This window comes from Phenylobacterium sp., from assembly GCF_016793285.1.
Classification (GTDB): domain Bacteria; phylum Pseudomonadota; class Alphaproteobacteria; order Caulobacterales; family Caulobacteraceae; genus Phenylobacterium.
Genome location: NZ_JAEUMO010000080.1, coordinates 17,539 through 40,070 on the forward strand (window position 1 = coordinate 17,539; position 22,532 = coordinate 40,070).

The window sequence follows — 22,532 nt, forward strand, 5'->3', positions numbered from 1 at the left end:
CTTGGGGTGCGGCGTGGCCACGTATCAGTTTTCCAGCATCACGACGCCCGAAGCGCAGGGATTCCGCGCCGGGACAGACGACCTGCTGTTCACCGGCATCAACGGGGCGACGGCGACCAACATCGAGGTGCTCGGGTCGTTCATGATCCGGATCGTCTCGACCGGCTCCAGCGTGAACCTGGGCGGCGGGGCGTCGGGCGCGCTCTTCACGCTGCCGGACAATTCGCGGCTGAGGCTCGCCGGCGAGTCCGACGACGTCGTCTCGGGCGGATCGGCGGCCGACCGGCTCTACGGCGGCAGCGGGCGCGACGTGCTGAACGGCCTGGGCGGCGGCGACATCCTGGACGGCGGCGCCTTCGAGGACACGCTGAACGGCGGCGCGGGGGCCGATACGATGACCGGGGGCGCCGACATCGACGCCTTCGTGTTCGCGCCGGGCGACAGCGGCGTGGTCGCAGGCCAGATCGACGTCATCGCCGACTGGACGCCGGGGTTCGAGAAGCTGGTCTTCTCCACGCCGATGAGCGGCGGCGACTACACCGAGCTGACGGCGTCGACCTATGCCGAGGCGCTGAGCGCGGCCAACCAGCAGATCGCCAGCGGCGCCATGGACGTGGTCGCCGCCCGCGTCGGCGACGACGTCTTCGTCTTCGCCGACACCCGCAACGACAACGGGACGGCCGACGACGCGATCAGGCTGGCGAACAAGAACCTGGACATGATCGGGCCCGGGAACATCGTCGGCTTCACGCCGCCCGGAAGCGGCGGCGGGACCGGCGGCGGCGGCCCCGGCCCGCCCTCGACCGGGACCCCCTCGACCGGCACGCTCGTCTTCGACAACGTCAGCGCCGACGTCGCGCTGGGCTACAACCGGGCGGTCAACGACCTCTTCTTCTTCAACATCACGGTCAATCCCACGAACATCTTCGTCGGCTTCTTCGCCGACGGCCGCGTGCAGGTGGTGACGGGCGGGCCGTCGGGGAACGTAGAGAAGATCTTCGGCTCGGGCCTGCAGGGCGAGGCGAACCTGATCTTCGCCAACAACGCGCGCGCCGTGATCGGCACGTCGGGCGGCGACGTCCTGGCCGGCGCGACCACCGACGACTCGATCTGGGGCGGTCCCGGCGACGACACGATGATGGGCGGCACGGGCGACGATCGCCTGTACGGCGGCGACGGGGCGGATCTGTTCGCGATCTGGGGCCGGCAGGGGACGGCGGCGTTCACCGCGGCGACGGATTCCATCTACGACTGGCAGGTCTTCGACCGGATCACCTTCGGCACGTCGCTGGCGGGCGCGCCGTCGAACTACGTCGAGCTCGACGCTGGCGCCACCCTGGCGGACGCCACCAGCCGGATCGCCAGCGGCGCCGCCGACATCGTCGCCTACGCGATCAACGACGCCGCGGGGCCGGGGGTGGCGATCGTGGCCGATCCGTTCGGCCGCAACACCGTCGACGCGCGCGTCACCCTGCGCGGCGCGAGCCTCTCGCAGGTCGACTTCGCCCATTTCATCGCGCCGTCCAGCGTGGCCTTCGCGAGCCTCGAGCCGGTCCCGAGCAAGGCCGTCACCGCCGCCCCAGGACCGGTGACGACGCTCGGCGGCGACGTCCGCTACGGGGCCTACGGCAGCGTGAAGGGCGTGATGGACCGCATCCACATGTCCGACCTGCAGGGCGGCCGCGTCAACGACGCCACCGCCAGCCACTTCTTCGCCCAGGGCGACGTGCTGCGGGTCGAGTTCTTCGGTCGCGACTTCGCCTACGACATCCGCGACAACACCCTGTTCGGGATGCTGGGCGGGACGCTCAACCGGTTCGACGCCGACATCAATCCGGACCTGGGCTTCTTCCTGCGCGACATCAGCGTGTCGGCGATACAGGCGTTCGACTGGATCTTCGACGACGCCACGACCGAGGCGTTCACGACCCTGTTCGCCGGCAACGACGACGTGGTGGGCTTCATCGGCTCGGACCTGATCCGCGGCTTTGCCGGGAACGACACGCTGGGCGGCTCAGGCGGCTACGACGAACTCTACGGCGGCGCCGGCAACGACGTGCTCTACGCGGTGGCCCGGCCCGGCCGCTACGACTTCACCTTCGACCCGCCGACCACGACCTACATGCGCGGCGACGAGGGCGACGACAACATCTACGGCGGCTCGGGCTTCGACGACATCAACGGCAACATGGGCGCCGACACCGCCGGCGGCGGCCCGGGCAACGACTGGGTGGTCGGCGGCAAGGACAACGACTTGCTCTACGGCGACGCCGGGAACGACCTCGTCTACGGCAACCTCGGGAACGACACCTGCGAGGGCGGGGATGGCGCCGACACCATCCGCGGCGGCCAGGACAACGACGTCGTGCGCGGCGGCGCGGGCGACGACTTCGTCTCGGGCGACAAAGGCGACGACACCATGACCGGCGGCGACGGCGCCGACGCGTTCCACTCGTTCGGCGACGCCGGCATCGACCGCGTCCTCGACTTCAGCCGCGCCCAGGGCGACCGCGTGCAACTCGATCCCGGGACCCAGTACGTCGTGACCCAGGTGGGCGCCGACACCGTGATCGACATGGTCGGCGGCGGGAAGATGATCCTCGTGGGCGTCTCGATGTCGTCGCTGACGGCCGGCTGGATCTTCGGAGCGTAGCGCATGCCGGTTCTGACGGGCGACGACGGGGACAACCTCCTGACCGGCTCCGCCGAGGCGGACACCCTGAGCGGCGGGGCCGGGAACGACACGCTGATCGGCGGCCCCGGGGCGGATCGACTGGACGGCGGGCCCGGCGTCGACTGGATTTCCTATGCGGACGCCGGCGCCGGCGTGCTGGTGTTCATGGCGACCGGGACGGGTTCCACCGGCGACGGCGACGACCGGTTCACGGGCGTCGAGAACGTCGAGGGCAGCGCCTTCGGCGACGTGATCCAGGGCGACAGCGGCGCCAACCAGATCCGCGGCGGCAAGGGGCGGGACACGCTCGCCGGCGGCGACGGCGTGGACTCCTTCGTGTTCGGGACCGGCGACTCCGCGGTCGCGACCCCCGACACCGTCGGCGACTGGTCCGGTGCGGACCGGTTGCTGTTCACCCGCGGGCCGGGCCTGTTCGTGGGCATCGCCGCGCCGGACTCCGGGCTGGAGCGGGCCAACCAGCTCATCGACGGCGGCGCGAAGTACGTGGCCGTCGAGACGCCGCAGGGCGTCATCCTCTACGTCGACTCCGCGAACGACGGCGGCGCGGCCGAGGACGCGGTGTTCCTCGGCGGCGCGACGCTGGACGACATCTCGGAAGCCAACATCGGAACGGCCGGTCCGTCGCCCGTCGGGGCCGGCCCGCCTCCGACTCCGCCCCCGACTCCGCCCGCCCCGCCGCCGACGGATCCGCCGCCGACAAGTCCCCCGCCCACCGGCCCTCCGACTCCGCCGACGGCTCCGGCCTCGCCCGCGCCGCCGACCCTCCCGCCCCCCGTTCCGATCGGGACCTTCGCGACGAGTGCGGAGATCCGGGGCGACATGGACGCGATGCGGCTCGCCGGCCTGCTGGGCGCCGACATCGAGGCCGCGACGCCGACGCACCTGCGCATCGAGGGCTTCACCTTCACGGGCGAGTTCTACATCCCGCTGCTGGACCTCGTCGGCACGGGCTTCGTCTACGACTCCAACGCGCAGGTCTTGGGCGGATCGGTCACCCAGCTCATCTATGTGCAGGACGGCTTCTCGACCCAGCTCTTCGCTGGCCAGCCGATCTCGGCGGTGCAGTTCGGGCGCTGGGTGCAGACCAACGCGAACCTGGAGGCCCTCTCGACGATCCTCGCCGGCAACGACCGGCTCGGCGGCTTCGTCGGCGCCGACCTGATCCGCGGCTTCTCGGGCGACGACCTGCTAATGGGCAGCAGCGGGATCGACACGATCTACGGCGGCCTGGGCAACGACCAGATCTATGCCTTCCTGCAGCAGCCGGGGATCAACCAGGACATCTTCGGCGGCAGCTACCTGCGCGGCGACGAGGGCGACGACTACATCGTGGGCGCCGAAGGCTTCGACGACGCCAACGGCAACATGGGCGCCGACACCATCTCGACCGGGGTCGGCGACGACTACTGCGTGGGCGGCAAGGACAACGACCTGCTGTTCGGCGACGCCGGCTACGACCTCGTCTACGGCAACCTCGGCGACGACACCTGCGTCGGCGGCGCGGGGAACGACATCGTCCGCGGGGGCCAGGGCGCCGACATCGTCTACGGCGACACTGGCGACGACTTCGTCTCGGGCGACAAGGGCGACGACACCATGGTCGGGGGCGCGGGCGCCGACGTGTTCCATTCGTTCGGCGACGCCGGCATCGACCGCGTGGTCGACTTCAACCTGGCCCAGGGCGACCGCGTTCAGCTCGACCCCGGGACGCAGTACACTGTGACCCAGGTGGGCGCCGACACCGTCGTCGACATGGTCGGCGGCGGAAAGGTGATCCTGGTGGGCGTGGCGATGTCGAGCCAGACCCCGGGATGGATCTTCGGCGCCTGACGCGCGAGGCGCGTTCGCCCGAGCGGCGAAAGGGTTGCTGATTTCCTAACGGTCACCCTAGGGTAGCTGCGGCTGTCAGGGCTACGGCGGCTGCGTGCGTGGGGGGCGTACAGTGGCCACATACTTCTTTGAGACGATGACGCCGGCTCAGGCGGCCGCGTACAATCCCGCTGCGGACAACCTGATCTTCAGCCAGGCCGGCGAGCGCGGGGCCACCCTCGGCGTGACGGTCGACGAGGCGGGGCAGACCTTCACGCTCACCTCGGCCCTCAGCCTGAAGACGCTGACCCTGGCCACCGGCGGCGTGGCCGAACTCCCGATCTTCGGCGACACCTCGGTGCTGCTGCTGGGCGGCGCCGGGGGCGACAGCAACGCCGGAAGCACGGGCGAGGACGGCCTCTACGGCGCGGCCGGCGCCGACACGCTTTCGGGTGGGGTCGGGTACGACATCCTGAGCGGCGGCTCGGGCGACGACGTCCTGGCGGGCGGCGCGGGCCGGGACACCATGTCGGGCGGCGCGGGCGCCGACCGGTTCGTGTTCGAGGCGAAGGACCTCCTGCCGGAGATATCGGGCGCGGACTCCATCACAGACTGGGCCTCCGAGGACCGCCTGGTCTTCCACCTCGGCGCGACCGCACAGGACTATGTCGAACTCGTCGCCGGTTCGGGGACGGGGGCCGAAGCCTACCAGCTCGCGGCGGCCCAGATCGCCGCCGGCAAGAACTTCGTCGCCGTGCAGATCGACGGCGAGGTCCTCGTCTTCGCCGACAGCAACGAGGACGGCGTCGAGCCCGACCAGGCGGTCCGCCTGGCCGGCCGGACGTTGGCCGACATCGACTTCGGCAACATCGTGGGCGGCGGACCTGCGCCGATACCCGCCGACACCGACTCCGGCACGCTGAACGGCGGCTCGGGCCCCGACACCCTGGACGGCGGGGCGGGCAACGACGTGATAAACGGCGCCGGCGGCGCCGACACGCTGATCGGCGGAACGGGCAACGACACCGTTAGCGGCGGCGACGGGGCGGACACCGTCGCCGGCGGAAGCGGCGCCGACAACCTGACGGGCGGCGACGGGACCGACTCGCTGGCGGGCGGCGACGGCGCCGACGCCATCGACGGCGGCGCGCTCGGCGACACCATCTCCGGCGGCGCCGGCGCGGACCAGATGCGCGGCGGCGCGGGCGGCGACGTCTTCGTCGTCGCGCGCGGAGACAGCGGCTTCACGCCAGGGCTGCTCGACATCGTCTGGGACTGGGGAACCGAGGACGCGCTGTCGTTCGGCGCCAATGCGACCGGCGCGAACTACCTCGAGCTGACGGCGTCGTCATACGACGCCGCAAGAGCGCTCGCCGACGCCCAGATCGCCGCCGGCGCCGTGGACTTCGTGGTCGTGCAGATCGGCGCAGACCTTGCCGTCTTCGCCGATACCGGCGCCGACAACGGCGTCGCAGACGACGTCGTCGTGCTGCCCAACCGCACCCTGGCCGACATCTCCTCGGCGAACATCGCGAACGCACCGCCGGCGCCGCCCGCGGGCGTGACGCTCGCCGGCGGCCTGTCGAACGACACCCTGACCGGCGGGGCCGGCGCAGACAGCGCGACCGGGGCCGAGGGCTTCGACCAGCTTTTCGGGCTCGGTGGCGGCGACACGCTGAACGGCGGCGACGGCAACGACTTCCTGACCGGCGGCGCCGGCGCAGACCGCATGACCGGCGGCAGCGGCGTCGACACCTTCGTGATCGGCGCCGGCGACAGCGGCGTGAGCCCCGGCTCGATCGACGTCATCACCGACTGGCAGGGCGGCAGCGACGTCCAGGCGGGCGACCGCCTGTCGTTCACGGGGACGGGCGGGACGTACCTTGAGGGCACGGCCGCCAGCTACGAAGCCGCGCTGGCGTTGGCGAACGATCGGATCGGCGGGGGCGGGGCCAACTACGTGGCCGTGCAGGTCGGAACGGACACCTACGTGTTCGCCGACACCCAGGGCGACGACGGCTCGGCCGACGACGCCGTGCTTCTCCTGAACCGCGGGCTCAGCGACATCCGCAGCGCCGACGTCTTCGGCACGCTAGCCCCGGACGCGAACGCGCCGAACACCCTGAGCGGCACGAGCGGGGCCGATACGCTGACCGGCGGCGTCGGCAACGATCGCATCAGCGACGGACAAGGCAACGACTCGCTCTCCGGCGTCGGCGCCGACGACATCCTCGAGGACTCGCTCGGGACGAACACGCTCTCGGGAGGCGTTGGAAACGACCAGATCACCGGAAGCGGCCTGCTGACGGGCGAGGACGGCGACGACAACCTCAGCGGCGCCGGCGCCAACGATACGGTCGTGGGCGGCGACGGCAACGACGCCGTTCAGGCGGTCGGCGGCGGCAATGCGAGCCTGAGCGGCGGCGACGGCAACGACGTCCTGTCCGTCTCGCCTCCCGTCAACGCGGTCGCGGTCGCGAACGTGACCCTCGACGCAGGCGCGGGCGATGACTCGCTCGGCGTCGACGGGCGAACGGTCGGCGTGAACGTCACGGTCACGGGCGGCGACGGGGCCGATGCCCTGACCCTCATCGGGGCCGTCTCGGGCCAGATCGACATGGGCGCCGGCAACGACGTCGTCACCCTCGCGGGATCGACCCGGTCGCCCACGATCACCCTGGGCTCCGGCGCTGACTCGCTGAGGTTCTTCATCGTCAACAGCACGCCCGGCGTGGTGATGGTCACCGACTTCGACCCGGCGTCGGACATCGTGGGCCACGGCGACAGCCTGATCGACCTGTTGTCGAACTGGGGCGGCGACAACCCGTTCACGACCGGCCACCTGCGCCTGCAGGCCTCGGGCGCGGACACGCTGCTGCAGATCGACCGCAACGGCGGCGCGGACAGCTTCGTCACGCTCGCGCGGTTCTCGAACCTCACGCCAGCCCAGATGGCCAACGTCTCGATCATGGGCTTCATGCCCAACGGCGCGGCTCCCCCCGGTGAGACGATCACCGGCACGTCGGGCCCCGACGGCAACCTGCGTGGCGGTTCGGGTGACGACAGCATCACGGGGCTCGACGGCTTCGACGCGCTTTACGGCGAGGCCGGCAACGACACGCTGGACGGCGGTGCGGGCAACGACATCCTGGACGGCGGCCTCGGCAACGACGTCGTGCATGGCGGCGACGGCAACGACATCGTCTCGACCCGGGGCGGCGCGGGCCTGTTCGGCGACGCCGGCGACGACAGCCTCAACGCCTTCGGGTCGGCCACGGGTGCGACACTGGAGGGGGGCGCAGGCTCCGACCTCCTCACCCTGAGCCGCACCGGCGGCAGCGCGATCGCGAACGGCGGCGACGACGCCGACCGCTTCGTCGTGCTGGGAACGGGCGCCTACACGCTGAACGGCGGCGCCGGGAACGACCGGGTCACGGTCAACGGCGCGGCCAACGTCACGGCCACCCTGGGCGCGGGCGTCGACACGGTGACGTTCGACCCGGCCGAGGAGACGCCGGGGCGCATCGTCATCGCCGACCTCCAGGCCGGGGCCGGCGGCGACCGCCTGGACCTGGCGGGCTACTTCGACACCGTCCTCACCGGCTGGGACCATGAGAGCAACCCGTTCGGCGCGGGCCTCGCGCGGCTGGTGACATCGGGGTCGGACACGATCCTGCAGATCAAGACCGGCGGCGCCTTCCGCGACCTGGTGGTCTTCCAGAACGTGGCGCCTGGCGCGCTGACGGCGGAAAACTTGTCCGGTTACCCCTCGAACGGCAGCGCGCCGCCCGGCCAGACGACCGCCGGGACGGCCGGCGCGGAGACCCTGGCGGGTGGGGTCGGCGCCGATTCGCTGGACGGAGCCGACGGCGCGGACTCGCTGTCGGGCGGGCGCGGCGCCGACTCGGTGAACGGCGGCGCGGGCGCCGACATGGTGGACGCTGGGTCCGGCAACGACGTGATCGCCGCCGGGGCGGGCGACGATTCGGTGCGGGGCGGCGACGGCGACGACATCGCCGTGGGGAACGACGGGGACGACCGCCTCGACGGCGGCTTCGGCGCAGACCTGCTGGGCGGCGGCGCGGGTCGCGACACGCTGAGCGGGGGCGACGGCGGCGGCGATACGCTGGTCGGCGGGGCCGGGGCGGACGACCTGTTCGGCGGCGGGGGCGCCGGCGCGGACCTCTTCGCGTTCAACCCGGGCGACAGCCTGTTCGGCAATGTCGACACCATCTTCGACTGGTCGTCGCAGGACCGCCTGGACTTCGGCGGGAACGGCGGGGCGGCGTCCAATTACATCGAGATCGCGGTCGCGACGGGCGACGAGGCGCGCGCCTTTGCCAACAGCCAGATCGCCGCGGGCCTCATCGACTACGTGGTTGTGCAGGTGGGGACGAACCTCCTCGTCTTCACGGACAGCTTCAACGACAACGGCGTCGCCAACGACATCGTGAACATCCAGGGCCGCACCCTGGCCGACATCAGCGCGGCGAACATCCTGGGCCCGGCCCCGCCTGCGCCTCCGGCCGACGATCCGCCCCCGACCCCCCCGCCGCCTGCGGGCGGTGGAGGCGGCGGAGGCGGCGGAGGCGGCGGTGGAGGTGGAGGTGGAGGTGGCGGTGGCGGTGGCGGCGAGCAGTTCCGCACGGCCGAAGAAGTCGGCGGCATGGAGAACGACGTCCGCAACCTCGGCGACGGCTCGCAGGCCTACAGCGGCGGCGGCGGCGGCGACGACTCGATCATGGGCGGCGCCGGCGAGGACGTGCTGTATGGCGGCGACGGCGCCGACACCATCATGGCCGGGACCGACAGCGACACGGTCGTCGGCGGCGCCGGGATCAGCTACCTGCGCGGCGAGGAGGGCGACGACCGCCTGCTGGGCGGCGGCGACTTCGACGACATCAACGGCAACATGGGCGCCGACACCATCACCGGCGGCGACGGCGACGACTGGGTCGTCGGCGGCAAGGACAACGACATCATCTTCGGCGACCACGGCGGAGACCTCGTCTACGGCAACATCGGCGACGACGTGATCTCCGGAGGGCTGGGCAACGACACCGTGCGCGGCGGCCAGGGGTCGGACATGGTGCGTGGCGACGACGGCGACGACTTCCTCTCCGGCGACCGCGGCAACGACACCATGGACGGCGGCCTCGGCGCCGACATCCTGCATACCTTCGGGGACGCCGGGATCGACCGGGTGATCGGGTTCATCGCGTCGGAGGGCGACCGGGTGCAGGTCGACCCGGGCACCGTCTACACGGTGCGCCAGGACGGCGGCGACGTGATCATCGACATGGAAGGCGGCGGCCAGATGATCCTGGTGGGCGTGCAGTTGTCGACGCTGCCCGAAGGCTGGATATTCGGGGCCTGACCGACGGATTGACGGCGACGCCGCCCTCGGTCCAGCCTGCGCGCCGGATGTGAAAGGGCGGCGGATGCCTGCGTTCACCGGCGGCGACACCAACGACGTCCTTGTCGGGACCTCCGGCGGGGACACCATGGCCGGCGGTCTGGGGGCCGATACGCTCACCGGCGGCGCCGGGGCGGACCTCTTTCTGCTGAGCGGGTCCGACAGCCCGGACGCCGCGGGTCTGATGGACGTCGCCAACCTCGACGTCATCACCGACTGGAGCAGCACCGACCGCCTGCTGGTGGCGGGCGGCAATCCGCCGACGGCCGGGGCGCTGTTCAAGGCCGGCGACGACACCTACGAGGGCGCGTACAGCCAGGCGCTGGCGTCGTACGCCCGAGGCTTCGAGTACGCCGCGATCCAGGTCGGCTCCGACATCTTCCTGTTCTCGAAGATCGGCGGTCACGCCGTGAAGCTGGCGGGCGCGAGCCAGAACGACATCACCCGCGCCAGCTTCTCGTCCGGCACGCTGGACGGCGGCCTTCGGGAGAACGGCTCGTCGGGCGGCGACGCGCGCACCTTCCTGAACGGGCCGGACGTCTACGACGGGGGCAGCGGCGACGACACGGTCGTCGGCGGCGGCGGGGACGACACGCTGATCGGCGGGCAGGGCGACGACCAGGTGTTCGGCGGGATCGAGAACGACTCGATCAGCGACACCAGCGGCAGCAACTACCTGCGCGGCGACGACGGGGCCGACTTCATCACGGGCGGGACCGGCTTCGACGACATCAACGGCAACATGGGCGCCGACACCCTCGACGGGGGCGAGGGGAACGACTGGGTGGTCGGCGGCAAGGACGAGGACATCATCTTCGGCGGAACCGGCAACGACCTCGCCTATGGCAATCTCGGCAACGACACCGTGGGCGGCGGCCAGGGCAACGACACCGTGCGCGGCGGCCAGGGCGACGACATCATCCGTGGCGACGACGGCGACGACGTCATGGCCGGCGACCTGGGCCAGGACACGATCGACGGCGGCCTGGGCGCCGACCTCTTCATCGCCACGGCGACGGCGGGCCTCGACCGGGTCATCGCCTTCAACGCCGGCGAGGGCGACCGCGTGCTGGTGGACGGCGGCGGCGCCTACACGCTGGCGCAGGTGGACGCCGACACCGTGATCGACTTCGGCGGCGGCAACCGCATGGTGCTGGTCGGCGTGCAGCTCTCGTCGCTACCCGCCGGCTGGATCATCTGAACCCAGCGGCATCTCACGCACGCGCCTGAGCGCCGGGGCGGCAAGACCGTAGGCGGGGCCGATGAGCAGGCCGGCGATCGCCGCGAACAGCGTCGCGCGAATCCCGAAGACGCCGCCCAGGACGCCGCCGGCCAGGGCGCCGATCACCGCGCCGCCGCCGGAGACCGCCCGGAACGTCGCCCCGGCCCGGCCCAGCAGGCTGTTCGGCAGCACGCTCTGGCGCAGGCTGGCGGCCAGAATCAGCGGGATTACGCCGAACGCGTCGCCGAGGATCTGCGAGATCACCAGGGCCGCGAAGGCGCCGTTGCGGTCGGCCGGCGCGAGCAGGATCAGCATCGTGCCCAGCGCCGAGAGCGCGCCGGTGATCGAGATCGCGGGGCCCACGCCAAGCCAGCGGGCCATCGGCTGCGCCAGCACCGAGCCGATCATCGCGCCGACGCCGCCGGCGGCGATGCCCAGGCCCATCAGCGCCGTTCCCAGCCCGAGGTCGCGCAGCACGTAGGCGATGTAGAGCGCGCTGAAGAAGCCGCCGAAGAGGCCGCCGGTGGCGGTCATGACCAGCAGCACCCGCACGCGCGCCTCCTGCCACGACGTCACGGCGCCGGTGACGAGGCCGCTCCGCCAGCCACGCCGCCGCCCGGCGTCGGGGACGGCTTCCGGCGTCCGGATGCGCGCCAGGAACAGCGCCGAGACGACGTAGGTCGCGGCGTTGACGGCCAGGGCGAAGGGGGCGGTCAGCACCTGGAAGAGGACGCCGGCCAGGGCGGGGCCGCCCATCTCCGCCACCGACTCGGTCGCCGAGATCTTGGCGTTGGCGTCCAGCACCAGCGGCTTGCCCACCAGGCTGGGCAGGTAGGCGTGATCGGCGATGGCGAAGAGCACACTGGCCGCGGCGACCATGGCGGCCACGACGTAGACCTGCCAGATGGAGAGCAGGCCCAGCCACGCCGCCAACGGCACGCTGAGCAGCACCGCGGCGCGCAGCGCATCGGTCCAGATCAGGATGCGGCGGCGCGGCGTGTGGTCGACGTAGTCGCCGGCGGTGAGGCCTACGAGCAGGCCGGCGGCGCTGGAGAGCGCGGCCAGCACGCCGAGTTCGGCCGGCGCTGCGGCCAGGACGACGACGGCCATGATCGGCAGGCCCTCGCGGGTGATGCGGGCGCCGAAGTCGGACACCGACTGAGCGGCCCAGAGCCGCAGGAAGTCTCGCTCGCGCCAGAGCGGGGATTTGAAGGAGAACATGCGAAGCCGAGGTGAGCGGCGGCCATGCGGCCATTGCCTGCGTGAAAGCAGGGGCGGGGTGAGCCGATTTGAAGGCCGCCGCGCGGGCTCACCGAGCGGCGTTACTCCGCGAAGGCCGCGCTGAAGTCAAGCTTGCGCGAGGAAGGCGGCGGTCTCGCGATCGGTCGTCAGGCGGACCAGCCGGGCGTGGCCACCGTGCTCGGCCAGGGCGGCTTCCAGCTTCGGACGCACCTTGCGGTCATAGGTCAGGATGAAACCGTAGAAGTCGAAATCGATCTTCTCGTCGCAGCCCTCGGCCATGTCGGGCCGCCCGCCGCGCCGGTAGGTGACCGCCCGCCTGATGGCGCGGAACAGGCATAGCCAGCGCGGCCGGTCGATCCAGATGATCGTGTCGCTGAGCGACATGCGCAGGCCAAAGGTGCTGGTGAAGTTTCCGTCGCAGATCCAGTCCGGCGCGGCCAGGGCCGCGACGACCTTGGCGCGATACTCGTCGCGATCGCTCTCGACCCAGCCCGGCTTCCAGAAGAGGACGTCGAGGTGGACGACAGGCAGGCCGAGCTTCTCGCCGAGCCGACGTGCGAGTGTCGACTTGCCGCCTCCCGAATTCCCGACGATCAGTATGCGGCGCATGGCCTTCCCTCCGGGGCGATCCCGCTACAGGACGGAGCCGGTGGCGTGAAGGGCGGACCTGATGGCGGGTTCCCTCGGCGTCCCGCTCAACCGGCCGCCATCGCGGCCAGGTTCTGGCGGACGGCGTCGAGGATCGCCGGGCCGCCCTCGGCGATGATGTTGTGGCCCGCGCCGCCGATCACGGCGAGCTTCAGCGTCGGGTGGCGGATGACGAGGCCGATCGCGTCGGCGGTGACGTAGCTGGGCGGCCGCTCCAGGTCGCGCGGCGGATCGAGCGGAACGCCGCCGACCATCACCACGCCCGGCTTGCGGCAGGCGGTGAGGAGCGGGCGGTAGTCGCGCCCCTCGACGCCCTCGGCCGTCACGCCGAAGACGGCCTCGACCCAGGCCTTCGCCTCGCGCCGCGCCGTGCGCCGGACCTCGCCCGCCAGCCGTGGCAGGAACGGCCAGAGCGCGCCGGTCTCCAGCGGCGGCTCCATCAGCACGAGGCGCTCGGGGCCCTGCATCGCGAGCGCCGCCAGCGCTCCGGTCGAGAGGCCGAGCGCGACGGTCCGGCGGCCTGGAAAGCGCGTGGCCAGGACCTCGTCGTAGCCCCGCGCGAAGGCCTCGACGCCCGGCTCCGCGAAGAACGGCGAGTGCATGCCCGGCAGGTCGACCAGCGCCACGTCGGCCTCGGGCAGCAGGTCCGGCAACCGATGCATCAGTTCCGGGTCGGGATAGGCGCCGCGGATCACGAACACCAGCGGCCGCGAGAGGTCGAACGCGCCCAGCCGGCCGGTCACGGGCACGACGCCCAGGCGGGTGCGGATCGGCTCTCGCTCCATGCCCGAGACCTAGCGCGGGGGACGCAAACGCGGAAGGTGGGCGGGCGTCGCGGCCGGCTCCGGCGGTGCGCGGGCTTGACGGCATCACATATAAAGATATCTTTATGTGCGATGAAGCTTTCGGCGAAACAGACGGTCGATGTGCTGCGCGCGGCGGGCGAGCCGACGCGCCTGCGTATCCTGGCGCTGCTGGAACGGGAAGAGCTGGCGGTGCTGGAGCTGTGCCGCGTGCTGGACCAGAGCCAGCCGCGCGTCTCGCGCCACCTCAAGCTCCTGGCCGAGGCCGGGCTCGTGGAACGGTTCCCCGACGGCGCGTGGGTCTTCTACCGCCTGTCCGGCGCGGGCCGCGAGCAGGAGGTGATCGGCGAGGTGCTGGCGCGGATCAATCCGGACGACCCCGTCCTGGCCCGCGACCGGCGCAAGCTGGACGACGTGCAGGCCGAGCGGTCGGAAGCGGCCCAGGCCTATTTCGCCGAGAACGCCGCCCAGTGGGACCGGCTGCGCTCGCTCTACGTCTCGGACGCCGACGTCGAGGCCCAGGTGGTCGCGGCCGCTGGCGCGCACCGCGTTCGCCGGCTCGTCGACCTGGGTTCGGGCACGGGCCGGATGCTGACGCTGCTCGCGCCGCAGGCCGATCACGCGATCGGCCTCGATCTCAGCCAGCAGATGCTCAACATCGCGCGCAAGCAGGTCGCGGAGGCGGGCCTCAGCCATGTCGACCTGCGCCACGGCGACATCTTCGACACCCGTCTGCCGGACGAGGCCGCCGACCTGGTGGTGGTCCACCAGGTGCTGCACTACCTGGGCGACCCGGCGGCGGCGGTGAAGGAGGCGGGCCGCATCGTGGCCCCCGGCGGCAAGCTGATCATCGTCGACTTCGCCCCGCACAAGCACGAGTTCCTGCGCGAGCAGCACCAGCACCGCCGCCTGGGCTTCGCCGACGACGAGATGGCGCGCTGGCTGGCCGAGGCCGACCTGCCCGCCGCGGCCCTCACCGCCCTGCCGCCCAACCAGGCCGACGGGCTGACCGTGAAGATCTGGGCCGCCCAGCGCGCGCCCACCGCCCTGAGGAGCGCGGCATGAGTCCCGCCGATACCGCGCTTGGGCCCGTCGCGCGCGCCGGCGCCGGCGAGGGGCCGCGTCCGCGCATCTCGTTCGAGTTCTCGCCGCCCAAGGGCCCGAAGAGCGAGGAGGGCCTGTGGGAGGCGATCCGCCGCCTGGAGCCGCTGAACCCCGAGTTCGTGTCGGTCACCTACGGCGCGGGCGGCTCGACGCGTGAGCGGACCCACCGCACGGTGGTGCGCATCCTGAAGGAGACGACGCTGAAGCCCGCCGCGCACCTGACGTGCGTCGAGGCCAGCCGCGCCGAGGTGGACGAGGTGATCCGCGACTACTGGGACGCCGGCATCCGCCACATCGTGGCGCTCCGCGGCGACCCGCCGGGCGCGCTGGGCGGCGCCTACACGCCGCGCGCCGACGGCTATCAGAACGCCACCGAGCTCACGGCGGGCATCAAGGCCATCGCGCCGTTCGACGTGAGCGTGGGGGTCTATCCGCAGATCCACCCGGAGAGCCCGTCGCTCGACCACGACATAGCAGTTCTGAAGGCCAAGGTGGACGCGGGCGCGACGCGGGCGATCTCGAACTTCTTCTTCGACATCGACGGCTACCTGCGGTTCGTGGATCGGATCCGGAAGGCCGGCATCGACGTGCCGATCCTGCCCGGGATCATGCCGGTCTCGAGCTTCGAGGGCCTGCGCAACATGTCGGGCCGGATCGGGGTGGCCATCCCTGCCTGGCTGGCCAACCACTTCGAAGGCCTGGACGCCGACCCCGAGACCCGCAAGCTCGTCGCCGCCTCGGTGGCCGCCGAGATGTGCGCCAAGCTCGCGGAGGAAGGCTTCACCGACTTCCACTTCTACACGCTGAACCGCGCCGACCTGACCTACGCGATCTGCCGCGTCCTGGGCGTGCGCGAGACGCTCCCCGCCGAACCCAAGGAGGCCGCGGCATGACCCGGCAGGAACGCATCGCGGCCCTCAAGGCCGCCGCCCGGGCGCGCGTGCTCATCCTCGACGGGGCGTGGGGGGTGATGATCCAGAAGCGGGGCCTCGCCGAGGCCGACTACCGCGGCGACCGCTACGCCGACGCGCCCGGCCAGTTGAAGGGCGACAACGATCTGCTGTGCGTGACCCGGCCCGACATCATCGCCGACCTGCACGATCAGTACTTCGCCGCCGGCGCCGACATCTCCGAGACCAACACCTTCTCGGCGACGACTATCGGCCAGGCCGAGTACGGCATGGAAGCCGCCGTGCGCGACATCAACCTGGAGGGCGCGCGCATCGCCCGCGAGGTGGCCGACCGCTGGACGGCGAAGGAGCCGGAGAAGCCGCGGTTCGTGGCGGGCTCCGTCGGGCCGCTTCCGGTGATGCTGTCGATGAGTTCGGACGTGAACGATCCGGGCGCGCGCAAGGTGACGTTCGACCAGGTCTACGCGGCGTATTCGGAGCAGGTGCGGGCCCTGCACGAGGGCGGCGTCGACCTGTTCCTGATCGAGACGATCACCGACACCCTGAACTGCAAGGCCGCGATCAAGGCGGTGCTCGACCTCGAGGACGAGGGCTACGAGCCGCTGCCGATCTGGATATCGGGCACCATCACCGACCGTTCCGGCCGCACGCTCTCCGGCCAGACCGTCGAGGCGTTCTGGAACTCGGTGCGCCACGCCAGGCCCTTTGCGGTGGGGCTGAACTGCGCCCTGGGCGCCGAGCTGATGCGGCCGCACATCGCCGAGCTGGCGCGGGTGGCCGACACCCTGGTCTCGGCCTACCCCAACGCCGGCCTGCCCAACGCCATGGGCGAGTACGACGAGACGCCCGACCAGACCGGCCACATGCTGCACGAGTGGGCCGAGCACGGCCTGGTCAACATCCTGGGCGGCTGCTGCGGCACGACGCCGGACCACATCCGCCACGTCGCCGACGAGGTGAGGGGCCTGAGGCCCCGCGCCGTGCCGGACCGGCCGAAGGCCATGCGCCTGGCCGGCCTGGAGCCGTTCGAGCTGGCGTAGACCCGCTCATCCCCGCGCAGGCGGGGACCTGGGCTTGCGGCCTTTGCGAAGAAACAGTCTGGGTCCCCACATTCGCGGGGGTGACCGGCGGTAAGTAGGACGAAATGAGACCGGTCTTCATCAACGTCGGCGAGCGGACGAACGTCACGGGCTCGGCGAAATTCCGCAAGCTGATCGCCGACGGGCAGTACCCCGAGGCGCTGTCGGTCGCGCGCCAGCAGGTCGAGGCCGGCGCCCAGGTCATCGACGTCAACATGGACGAGGGCCTGCTGGATTCGGTGGCGGCCATGCGCACCTACCTGAACCTGCTGGCCGCCGAGCCCGACATCGCCCGCGTGCCCGTGATGATCGACAGCTCCAAGTGGGAGGTGATCGAGGCCGGCCTGAAGTGCGTCCAGGGCAAGGCGATCGTGAACTCGATCTCGCTGAAGGAGGGCGAGGCGAAGTTCCTGGAGCAGGCGCGCGCCTGCCTGCGCTATGGCGCCGCCGTGGTGGTCATGGCCTTCGACGAGGTGGGCCAGGCCGACACCGCCGACCGCAAGGTCGAGATCTGCAAGCGCGCCTACGACGTCCTGGTGGAGCAGGTGGGCTTCCCGCCCGAGGACATCATCTTCGACCCCAACATCTTCGCGGTGGCGACCGGGATCGAGGAGCACGACAACTACGCCGTCGACTTCGTCGAGGCGACGCGGCGGATCAAGCAGGCCTGCCCCTACGCCCGCATCTCGGGCGGCGTCTCGAACGTCAGCTTCTCGTTCCGCGGCAACGAGCCGGTGCGCCGCGCGATCCACTCGGTGTTCCTCTACCACGCGATCGCCGCCGGCATGGACATGGGCATCGTCAACGCCGGCGACCTGCCGGTCTACGACGACATCGACGCCGAGCTGCGCGAGGCGGTGGAGGACGTGATCCTCAATCGGCCGCAGCGGACGAACGTGTCCAACACCGAGCGGCTCGTCGACCTGGCGCCGAAGTACAAGGGCCAGAAGGGCGAGGCGAAGGGGCCCAGCCTGGAGTGGCGCGCGCAGCCGGTCGAGGGCCGGCTTTCCCATGCCCTGGTCCACGGCATCACCGAGTTCATCGAGGCCGACACCGAGGAGGCCCGCGCCGCCGCCGCGCGGCCGCTGCACGTGATCGAAGGCCCGCTCATGGCCGGCATGAACGTGGTCGGCGACCTGTTCGGCGCGGGGAAGATGTTCCTGCCGCAGGTGGTGAAGTCGGCCCGCGTGATGAAGCAGGCGGTCGCCTACCTGATGCCGTTCATGGAGGCCGAGAAGGACGGGGCTGAGCGCCAGTCCGCCGGCAAGGTCCTGATGGCCACCGTCAAGGGCGACGTCCACGACATCGGCAAGAACATCGTGGGCGTGGTCCTGCAGTGCAACAACTACGAGGTCATCGACCTCGGCGTCATGGTCCCGGCCGACCGCATCCTGGACGAAGCCGAGAAGCACGGCGTCGACATCGTGGGGCTCTCCGGGCTCATCACGCCCAGCTTGGACGAGATGGTCTACGTGGCCTCCGAGATGGAGCGTCGCGGCATGAAGATGCCGCTGCTGATCGGCGGCGCGACGACGTCGAAGACCCACACGGCGGTGAAGATCTCGCCGCGCTATCCGGCCGGGTCGACCACCTATGTTCTGGACGCGAGCCGCGCCGTGGGCGTGGTCTCGAACCTGTTGTCGTCCACCGAGAAGCCGAAGTTCCTGGCCGCCACCGAGGCCGACTACGTCAAGGTGCGCGAGCAGTTCGCGCGCGGGCAGGGCAACCGGGCGCGGGCCACGCTCCAGGAGGCGCGCGACAATGCCTTCACGCCCGACTGGACGACCTACGACCCGCCGAAGCCGTCGTTTCTGGGGACGCGCAGCTTCGCGCCCTACGACCTGCCGGAGCTGCGCCGCCACATCGACTGGACGCCGTTCTTCGCGAGCTGGGAGTTGGTGGGCCGCTTCCCGGCGATCCTCGAGGACGACGTGGTCGGCAAGGCCGCGAGCGACCTCTACGCCGACGCCCAGCGGATGCTGGACCGCATCCTCCAGGAAGGCCTGCTGGAGGCCCGCGGCGTGGTCGGCTTCTGGCCGGCCAACACCGACGGCGACGACGTGGTGGTCTATGCCGACGAGGCCCGCGAGACCGAACTCGCCCGCCTGCACACGCTGCGCCAGCAGATGCTGAAGTCGGGCGACGGCGCCAACGTGGCCCTGGGCGACTTCGTGGCGCCGGTGGGCACGAAGCCCGACTATATCGGCGGCTTTGCGGTCACCGCCGGCCACGGCGAGCTGGCGCAGGCCAAGGCGTTCAAGGATGCCGGCGACGACTACTCGGCGATCCTGTTCACGGCGCTGGCCGACCGGCTGGCCGAGGCGTTCGCCGAGGCGCTGCACCGCAAGGTCCGCACCGAACTCTGGGGCTACGCGCCCGACGAGCCCTTCGACATCGACGCCCTGATCGGCGAGCACTACCGCGGCATCCGCCCGGCCCCGGGCTACCCGGCCCAGCCCGACCATACCGAGAAGGCGACGCTGTTCCGATTGCTGGACGCCACCTCCGCCTCGGGCATCGAGCTCACCGAGAGCTTCGCCATGACGCCGCCCGCCGCCGTCTCGGGCCTCTACTTCGCCCACCCGGAGGCGCACTACTTCGGCGTCGGCCGCATCGAACGCGACCAGGTCGACGACTACGCCCGCCGCAAGGGCTGGGACCTGCGCACCGCCGAACGCTGGCTCGCCCCCATCCTCAACTACGAGCCCGCATAGGCCGTCGCGGGCGGAGAAGGATATGTCCCGGCGATGATCGCTCACGAAATCCGGCGTTCCGCGTCGGGCAAATGGACCTTGGCGGCCGGACCGGGCAGGGTGCGGCCATGATGGAAGAGCCCGCCTGATGACCCCCGAAGCGCGCAACAAGCTGGTCGGCCGGCTGATGATCATCCTGCTCGGCCTGCTGCTGGCGGCCTATTTCGTGCCGAGCTTCCTGAGGTAGGCGCCGGACCTCGGAAGGCGCAAGGTGGCGGGGGGAGGAGTGCCGCGATGCCTACGCCGATGCCCGAACTGGTCCACCTGAGCGCCGATGCGCCGAGCGCCGAGATCATGGCGGTGCTCGAACGTGACGGCGCGCTGATCCTCGACGATGCGCTCCCGGCCGCCGACGTCGATGCCCTGGTCGCGGAGCTCACGCCCTACGTCGAAGCCACGCCGGCGGGCAAGGACAGCTTCACCGGCGCGCGCACGACGCGGACCGGCGCCCTCGTGGCCCGTTCGCCGAGGACCCGGCCCCTGGTGATGGACCCCCGGGTGCTGGCGCTGGCCGAGGCGCTTCTGAAGCCAAACTGCCACCGCTACCAACTGCATCTGGCGCAGCTCATCCGGATCATGCCCGGGCAGACGGCGCAGGCGATCCACCGCGACCGCTGGGCCTGGGGCCGGCAGATGCCGGGGATCGAGCCGCAGCTCAACACCATCTGGGCGCTCACCGACTTCACCGCGGCGAACGGGGCGACCCAGGTCTGTCCCGGCTCGCAGGTCTGGCCCGACGACCGCAAGGCCGAGCCGCAGGAGATCGGCCGCGCCGAGATGCGGAAGGGCTCGGTGCTGATCTACACCGGCACGGTGTTCCACTCGGGCGGCGCGAACGACGCCGATCACGACCGATGGGGCCTCAACATCACCTACTCGCTGGGATGGCTGCGGCAGGAGGAGAACATGTACCTCTCGTGCCCGCCGGAGGAGGCCCGCAAGCTGGATCCGCAACTGGCCGCCCTCGTGGGCTACGCCATGAGCAACTATGCGCTGGGCTACTATACCCCGCCGCTGCCGGCCGGCGCCGGGCCCGAGACCGTGCCGCCGGAATGGTCGCTGGGCGTGCTGGACGACGCGGAGGGCAGCCTGGGCGGCGCGGCGCTGCTGGCCGAGGTCATCGCGCGGACGTCGGAGAGGCGCGAGGCGCAGGTGAAGCCGGTCGGCTGATCGGCGCTCAGGGCCGCACGTGCTCCAGGCCCGTGTCGGTCAACGGGAAGGGCGCGCCGGGGCGGTAGAGGACGATCGGGCGCACCTCGTAGGCGGCGCTGGGGTTGGCGGCGTTCAGGTCGCGGGCCTTCTCGGCGGCGTCCTCCAGGCTGTCGGCCTCTATGACGTAGAAGCCCAGCAGCGCCTCCTTGGTCTCGGTGAACGGGCCGTCCGTGACCAGGCCGCGGCCGGGCCCGCGCACGGTCTTCGCCCGCGTCGTGGCGCCCAGGCGCGCCGCGGGGCCCAGCACGCCTTCGGCCTCCCAGCGGCCGTGGACGGCGTGCAGGTCGCGCATCAGCGCCGCGTCGTCGGCCTCGCTGAGGCCCTGGATGACGTGTTCCTCGTGGTAGGCCAGCAGGGCGTAGAGCATGCGCGGTCCTTCGATCGTTCGCGAACGACCTTAGGACGGACAAGGCGGCGGCCCCCCGACAAATCGGCGGCCGTCCGGGTCAGGGGCGGCGGTCGGTCTTGTGGGGCAGGTTGCTCCAGAACTGGACCGCGCCCAGGGCGGCCATGAGCGACACGAACATGCCTATGACGACGATGAGGACGGGGGCGTTGTCTGCGGTCACGCGGGGCTCCTTCGGATGACCGCAAGGTGGACCCGCCGCGGCGGGGGCCACTTGATCGAGATCAAGCCTGCGGTCGAGCTTGCGGCCGCGTCTCCGGTCACCGCACCCGGTAGTGGTGGCTGACCTGGAGGTTGTAGGTGCGGGCGATCCAGTTGGGGACGTCTTCCTCGATGTCCATGGCGGCGCCTCGGTCCTTCCGGGCCGCGGCCTCGTCGCCGCGCAGCGCGTGGCTGAGGCTGCGCCCGTAGAGGGCGGTGGCGTTGCGCGGATCGTCGGCGAGCACGCGGGCGAATTCCGCGTCGGACTCGGACGCGCGGCCGATCTTCATGAGGATGAAGGCGCGGTCGATCCGCGTGGCATGATCGTCCGGCCGCAGCTTCAGGGCATGCGCGCAGTCGTCGGGCGTCCGGTCCCGCCAGCGGTTGCGCGTCCCGGCGGCGCAGAGCCAGGCCCAGGCCTCCGCGTCGTCCGGACGGGTCTCTGCCCGCGCCGCGACGTCGTCGGGCAGGGCCTGGACCTCCCGTTGGGCGACGCGGAAGCCCTGGACGACGCGGCCCTTCTTGCCGTCGCAAACGGCCGGGATCTCGTAGTCGCCGCTGTCGGCCGGCCGGCCGCGGTCGCCGGAATAGCCGTTGGTGGCGCCCGTGAGCCTGCCGTCGACGTCGAAGATGCCGATGCGGCCTTCGAAGATGCGTCGGCTGGCGCAGTCGACGCTTTCGCGGCGGGTCACCATCGCGGCGCCGCCCTCGATGGAATCGACCTTGCGGCCGATCCTGACCAGGGTGACCGAGACGGACCCGTCCTCGCCGCGCTTCAGGTCGTCGAGCGAGATGTAGTCCGCCTCCTGCATGGTCGAGCTGACCAACTGCAGCTTCCCGTCCGGCATGGCGGGCACGACCCTGGCGGCGGCCTCGGCCTCCTTCCGGGCGCGGCCTACGTCCGAGAAGATCCAGATCCCGACGCCGCCGAGCGCGACCACGGACACCGCGCCGAACACCATCAGCGGCATCGCGTTGGACGTCTTCCTGCGCGCGGTCGTCATGGCGCAAACCCCCATCTGCGTCACGGC

General features: G+C 71.4%; 15 protein-coding genes. 9 read left to right on the forward strand and 6 right to left on the reverse strand.

All coding sequences use genetic code 11. The annotated features are described in order from the left end of the window. Positions 1-13 precede the first annotated feature (13 nt). The 4 genes from JNL41_RS08295 (at position 14) to JNL41_RS08310 (ending at position 11,121) form a co-directional block, all read left to right on the forward strand. Positions 14-2,653, forward strand: a complete 2,640-nt coding sequence (locus JNL41_RS08295) for a calcium-binding protein (RefSeq protein WP_293473910.1) — start codon at positions 14-16, stop codon at positions 2,651-2,653. A gap of 3 nt (positions 2,654-2,656) precedes the next feature. Further along, positions 2,657-4,525 carry a calcium-binding protein gene (locus JNL41_RS08300; protein WP_293473912.1) on the forward strand — a complete coding sequence of 623 codons (1,869 nt, stop codon included), beginning with the start codon at positions 2,657-2,659 and terminating at the stop codon, positions 4,523-4,525. 112 nt (positions 4,526-4,637) lie between these two features. Next, on the forward strand, positions 4,638-9,881 hold the full coding sequence (locus JNL41_RS08305; RefSeq protein ID WP_293473914.1) for a calcium-binding protein: 5,244 nt from the start codon (positions 4,638-4,640) through the stop codon (positions 9,879-9,881). 64 nt (positions 9,882-9,945) lie between these two features. Beyond that, on the forward strand, positions 9,946-11,121 hold the full coding sequence (locus tag JNL41_RS08310) for a calcium-binding protein (RefSeq protein WP_293473915.1): 1,176 nt from the start codon (positions 9,946-9,948) through the stop codon (positions 11,119-11,121). Here JNL41_RS08310 and JNL41_RS08315 read toward each other — a convergent pair. From JNL41_RS08315 to JNL41_RS08325, 3 genes are all read right to left on the reverse strand, one after another. Next, the gene (locus tag JNL41_RS08315; RefSeq protein WP_293473917.1) at positions 11,098-12,363 is read right to left on the reverse strand and encodes an MFS transporter; all 1,266 of its coding nucleotides are present in this window, start codon (positions 12,361-12,363) and stop codon (positions 11,098-11,100) included. The genes JNL41_RS08310 and JNL41_RS08315 overlap by 24 nt on opposite strands. A 126-nt stretch (positions 12,364-12,489) precedes the next feature. Beyond that, the gene (locus JNL41_RS08320; protein WP_293473919.1) at positions 12,490-12,993 is read right to left on the reverse strand and encodes a hypothetical protein; all 504 of its coding nucleotides are present in this window, start codon (positions 12,991-12,993) and stop codon (positions 12,490-12,492) included. A gap of 86 nt (positions 12,994-13,079) precedes the next feature. Further along, on the reverse strand, positions 13,080-13,817 hold the full coding sequence (locus JNL41_RS08325) for an alpha/beta fold hydrolase (protein WP_293473921.1): 738 nt from the start codon (positions 13,815-13,817) through the stop codon (positions 13,080-13,082). Positions 13,818-13,928: 111 nt separating this feature from the next. Here JNL41_RS08325 and JNL41_RS08330 point away from each other — a divergent pair, with 111 nt between their 5' ends. From JNL41_RS08330 to JNL41_RS08350, 5 genes are all read left to right on the forward strand, one after another. Continuing rightward, positions 13,929-14,900, forward strand: a complete 972-nt coding sequence (locus JNL41_RS08330) for a metalloregulator ArsR/SmtB family transcription factor (RefSeq protein WP_293473923.1) — start codon at positions 13,929-13,931, stop codon at positions 14,898-14,900. Further along, positions 14,897-15,832, forward strand: coding sequence for a methylenetetrahydrofolate reductase [NAD(P)H] (gene metF, locus JNL41_RS08335; protein WP_293473925.1), 936 nt, complete (start codon positions 14,897-14,899; stop codon positions 15,830-15,832). Before JNL41_RS08330 ends, metF begins: the two co-directional genes overlap by 4 nt. Next, positions 15,829-16,890, forward strand: a complete 1,062-nt coding sequence (locus JNL41_RS08340) for a homocysteine S-methyltransferase family protein (protein WP_293473927.1) — start codon at positions 15,829-15,831, stop codon at positions 16,888-16,890. The genes metF and JNL41_RS08340 overlap by 4 nt, the downstream gene beginning before the upstream one ends. A 104-nt stretch (positions 16,891-16,994) precedes the next feature. After that, positions 16,995-19,643, forward strand: coding sequence for a methionine synthase (gene metH, locus JNL41_RS08345; protein ID WP_293473929.1), 2,649 nt, complete (start codon positions 16,995-16,997; stop codon positions 19,641-19,643). Between the two features lie 273 nt (positions 19,644-19,916). Continuing rightward, positions 19,917-20,852: a phytanoyl-CoA dioxygenase family protein gene (locus tag JNL41_RS08350; protein ID WP_293473931.1), complete on the forward strand. Its 936-nt coding sequence runs from the start codon at positions 19,917-19,919 to the stop codon at positions 20,850-20,852. A 7-nt stretch (positions 20,853-20,859) separates the two neighbouring features. On the opposite strand, the gene JNL41_RS08355 is transcribed toward JNL41_RS08350, so the two are convergent. From JNL41_RS08355 to JNL41_RS08365, 3 genes are all read right to left on the reverse strand, one after another. After that, positions 20,860-21,261: a YciI family protein gene (locus JNL41_RS08355; protein ID WP_293473933.1), complete on the reverse strand. Its 402-nt coding sequence runs from the start codon at positions 21,259-21,261 to the stop codon at positions 20,860-20,862. 79 nt (positions 21,262-21,340) lie between these two features. Next, positions 21,341-21,463, reverse strand: coding sequence for a hypothetical protein (locus JNL41_RS08360; protein WP_293473935.1), 123 nt, complete (start codon positions 21,461-21,463; stop codon positions 21,341-21,343). Between the two features lie 97 nt (positions 21,464-21,560). After that, positions 21,561-22,505 carry a hypothetical protein gene (locus tag JNL41_RS08365; protein WP_293473937.1) on the reverse strand — a complete coding sequence of 315 codons (945 nt, stop codon included), beginning with the start codon at positions 22,503-22,505 and terminating at the stop codon, positions 21,561-21,563. Positions 22,506-22,532 lie beyond the last annotated feature (27 nt).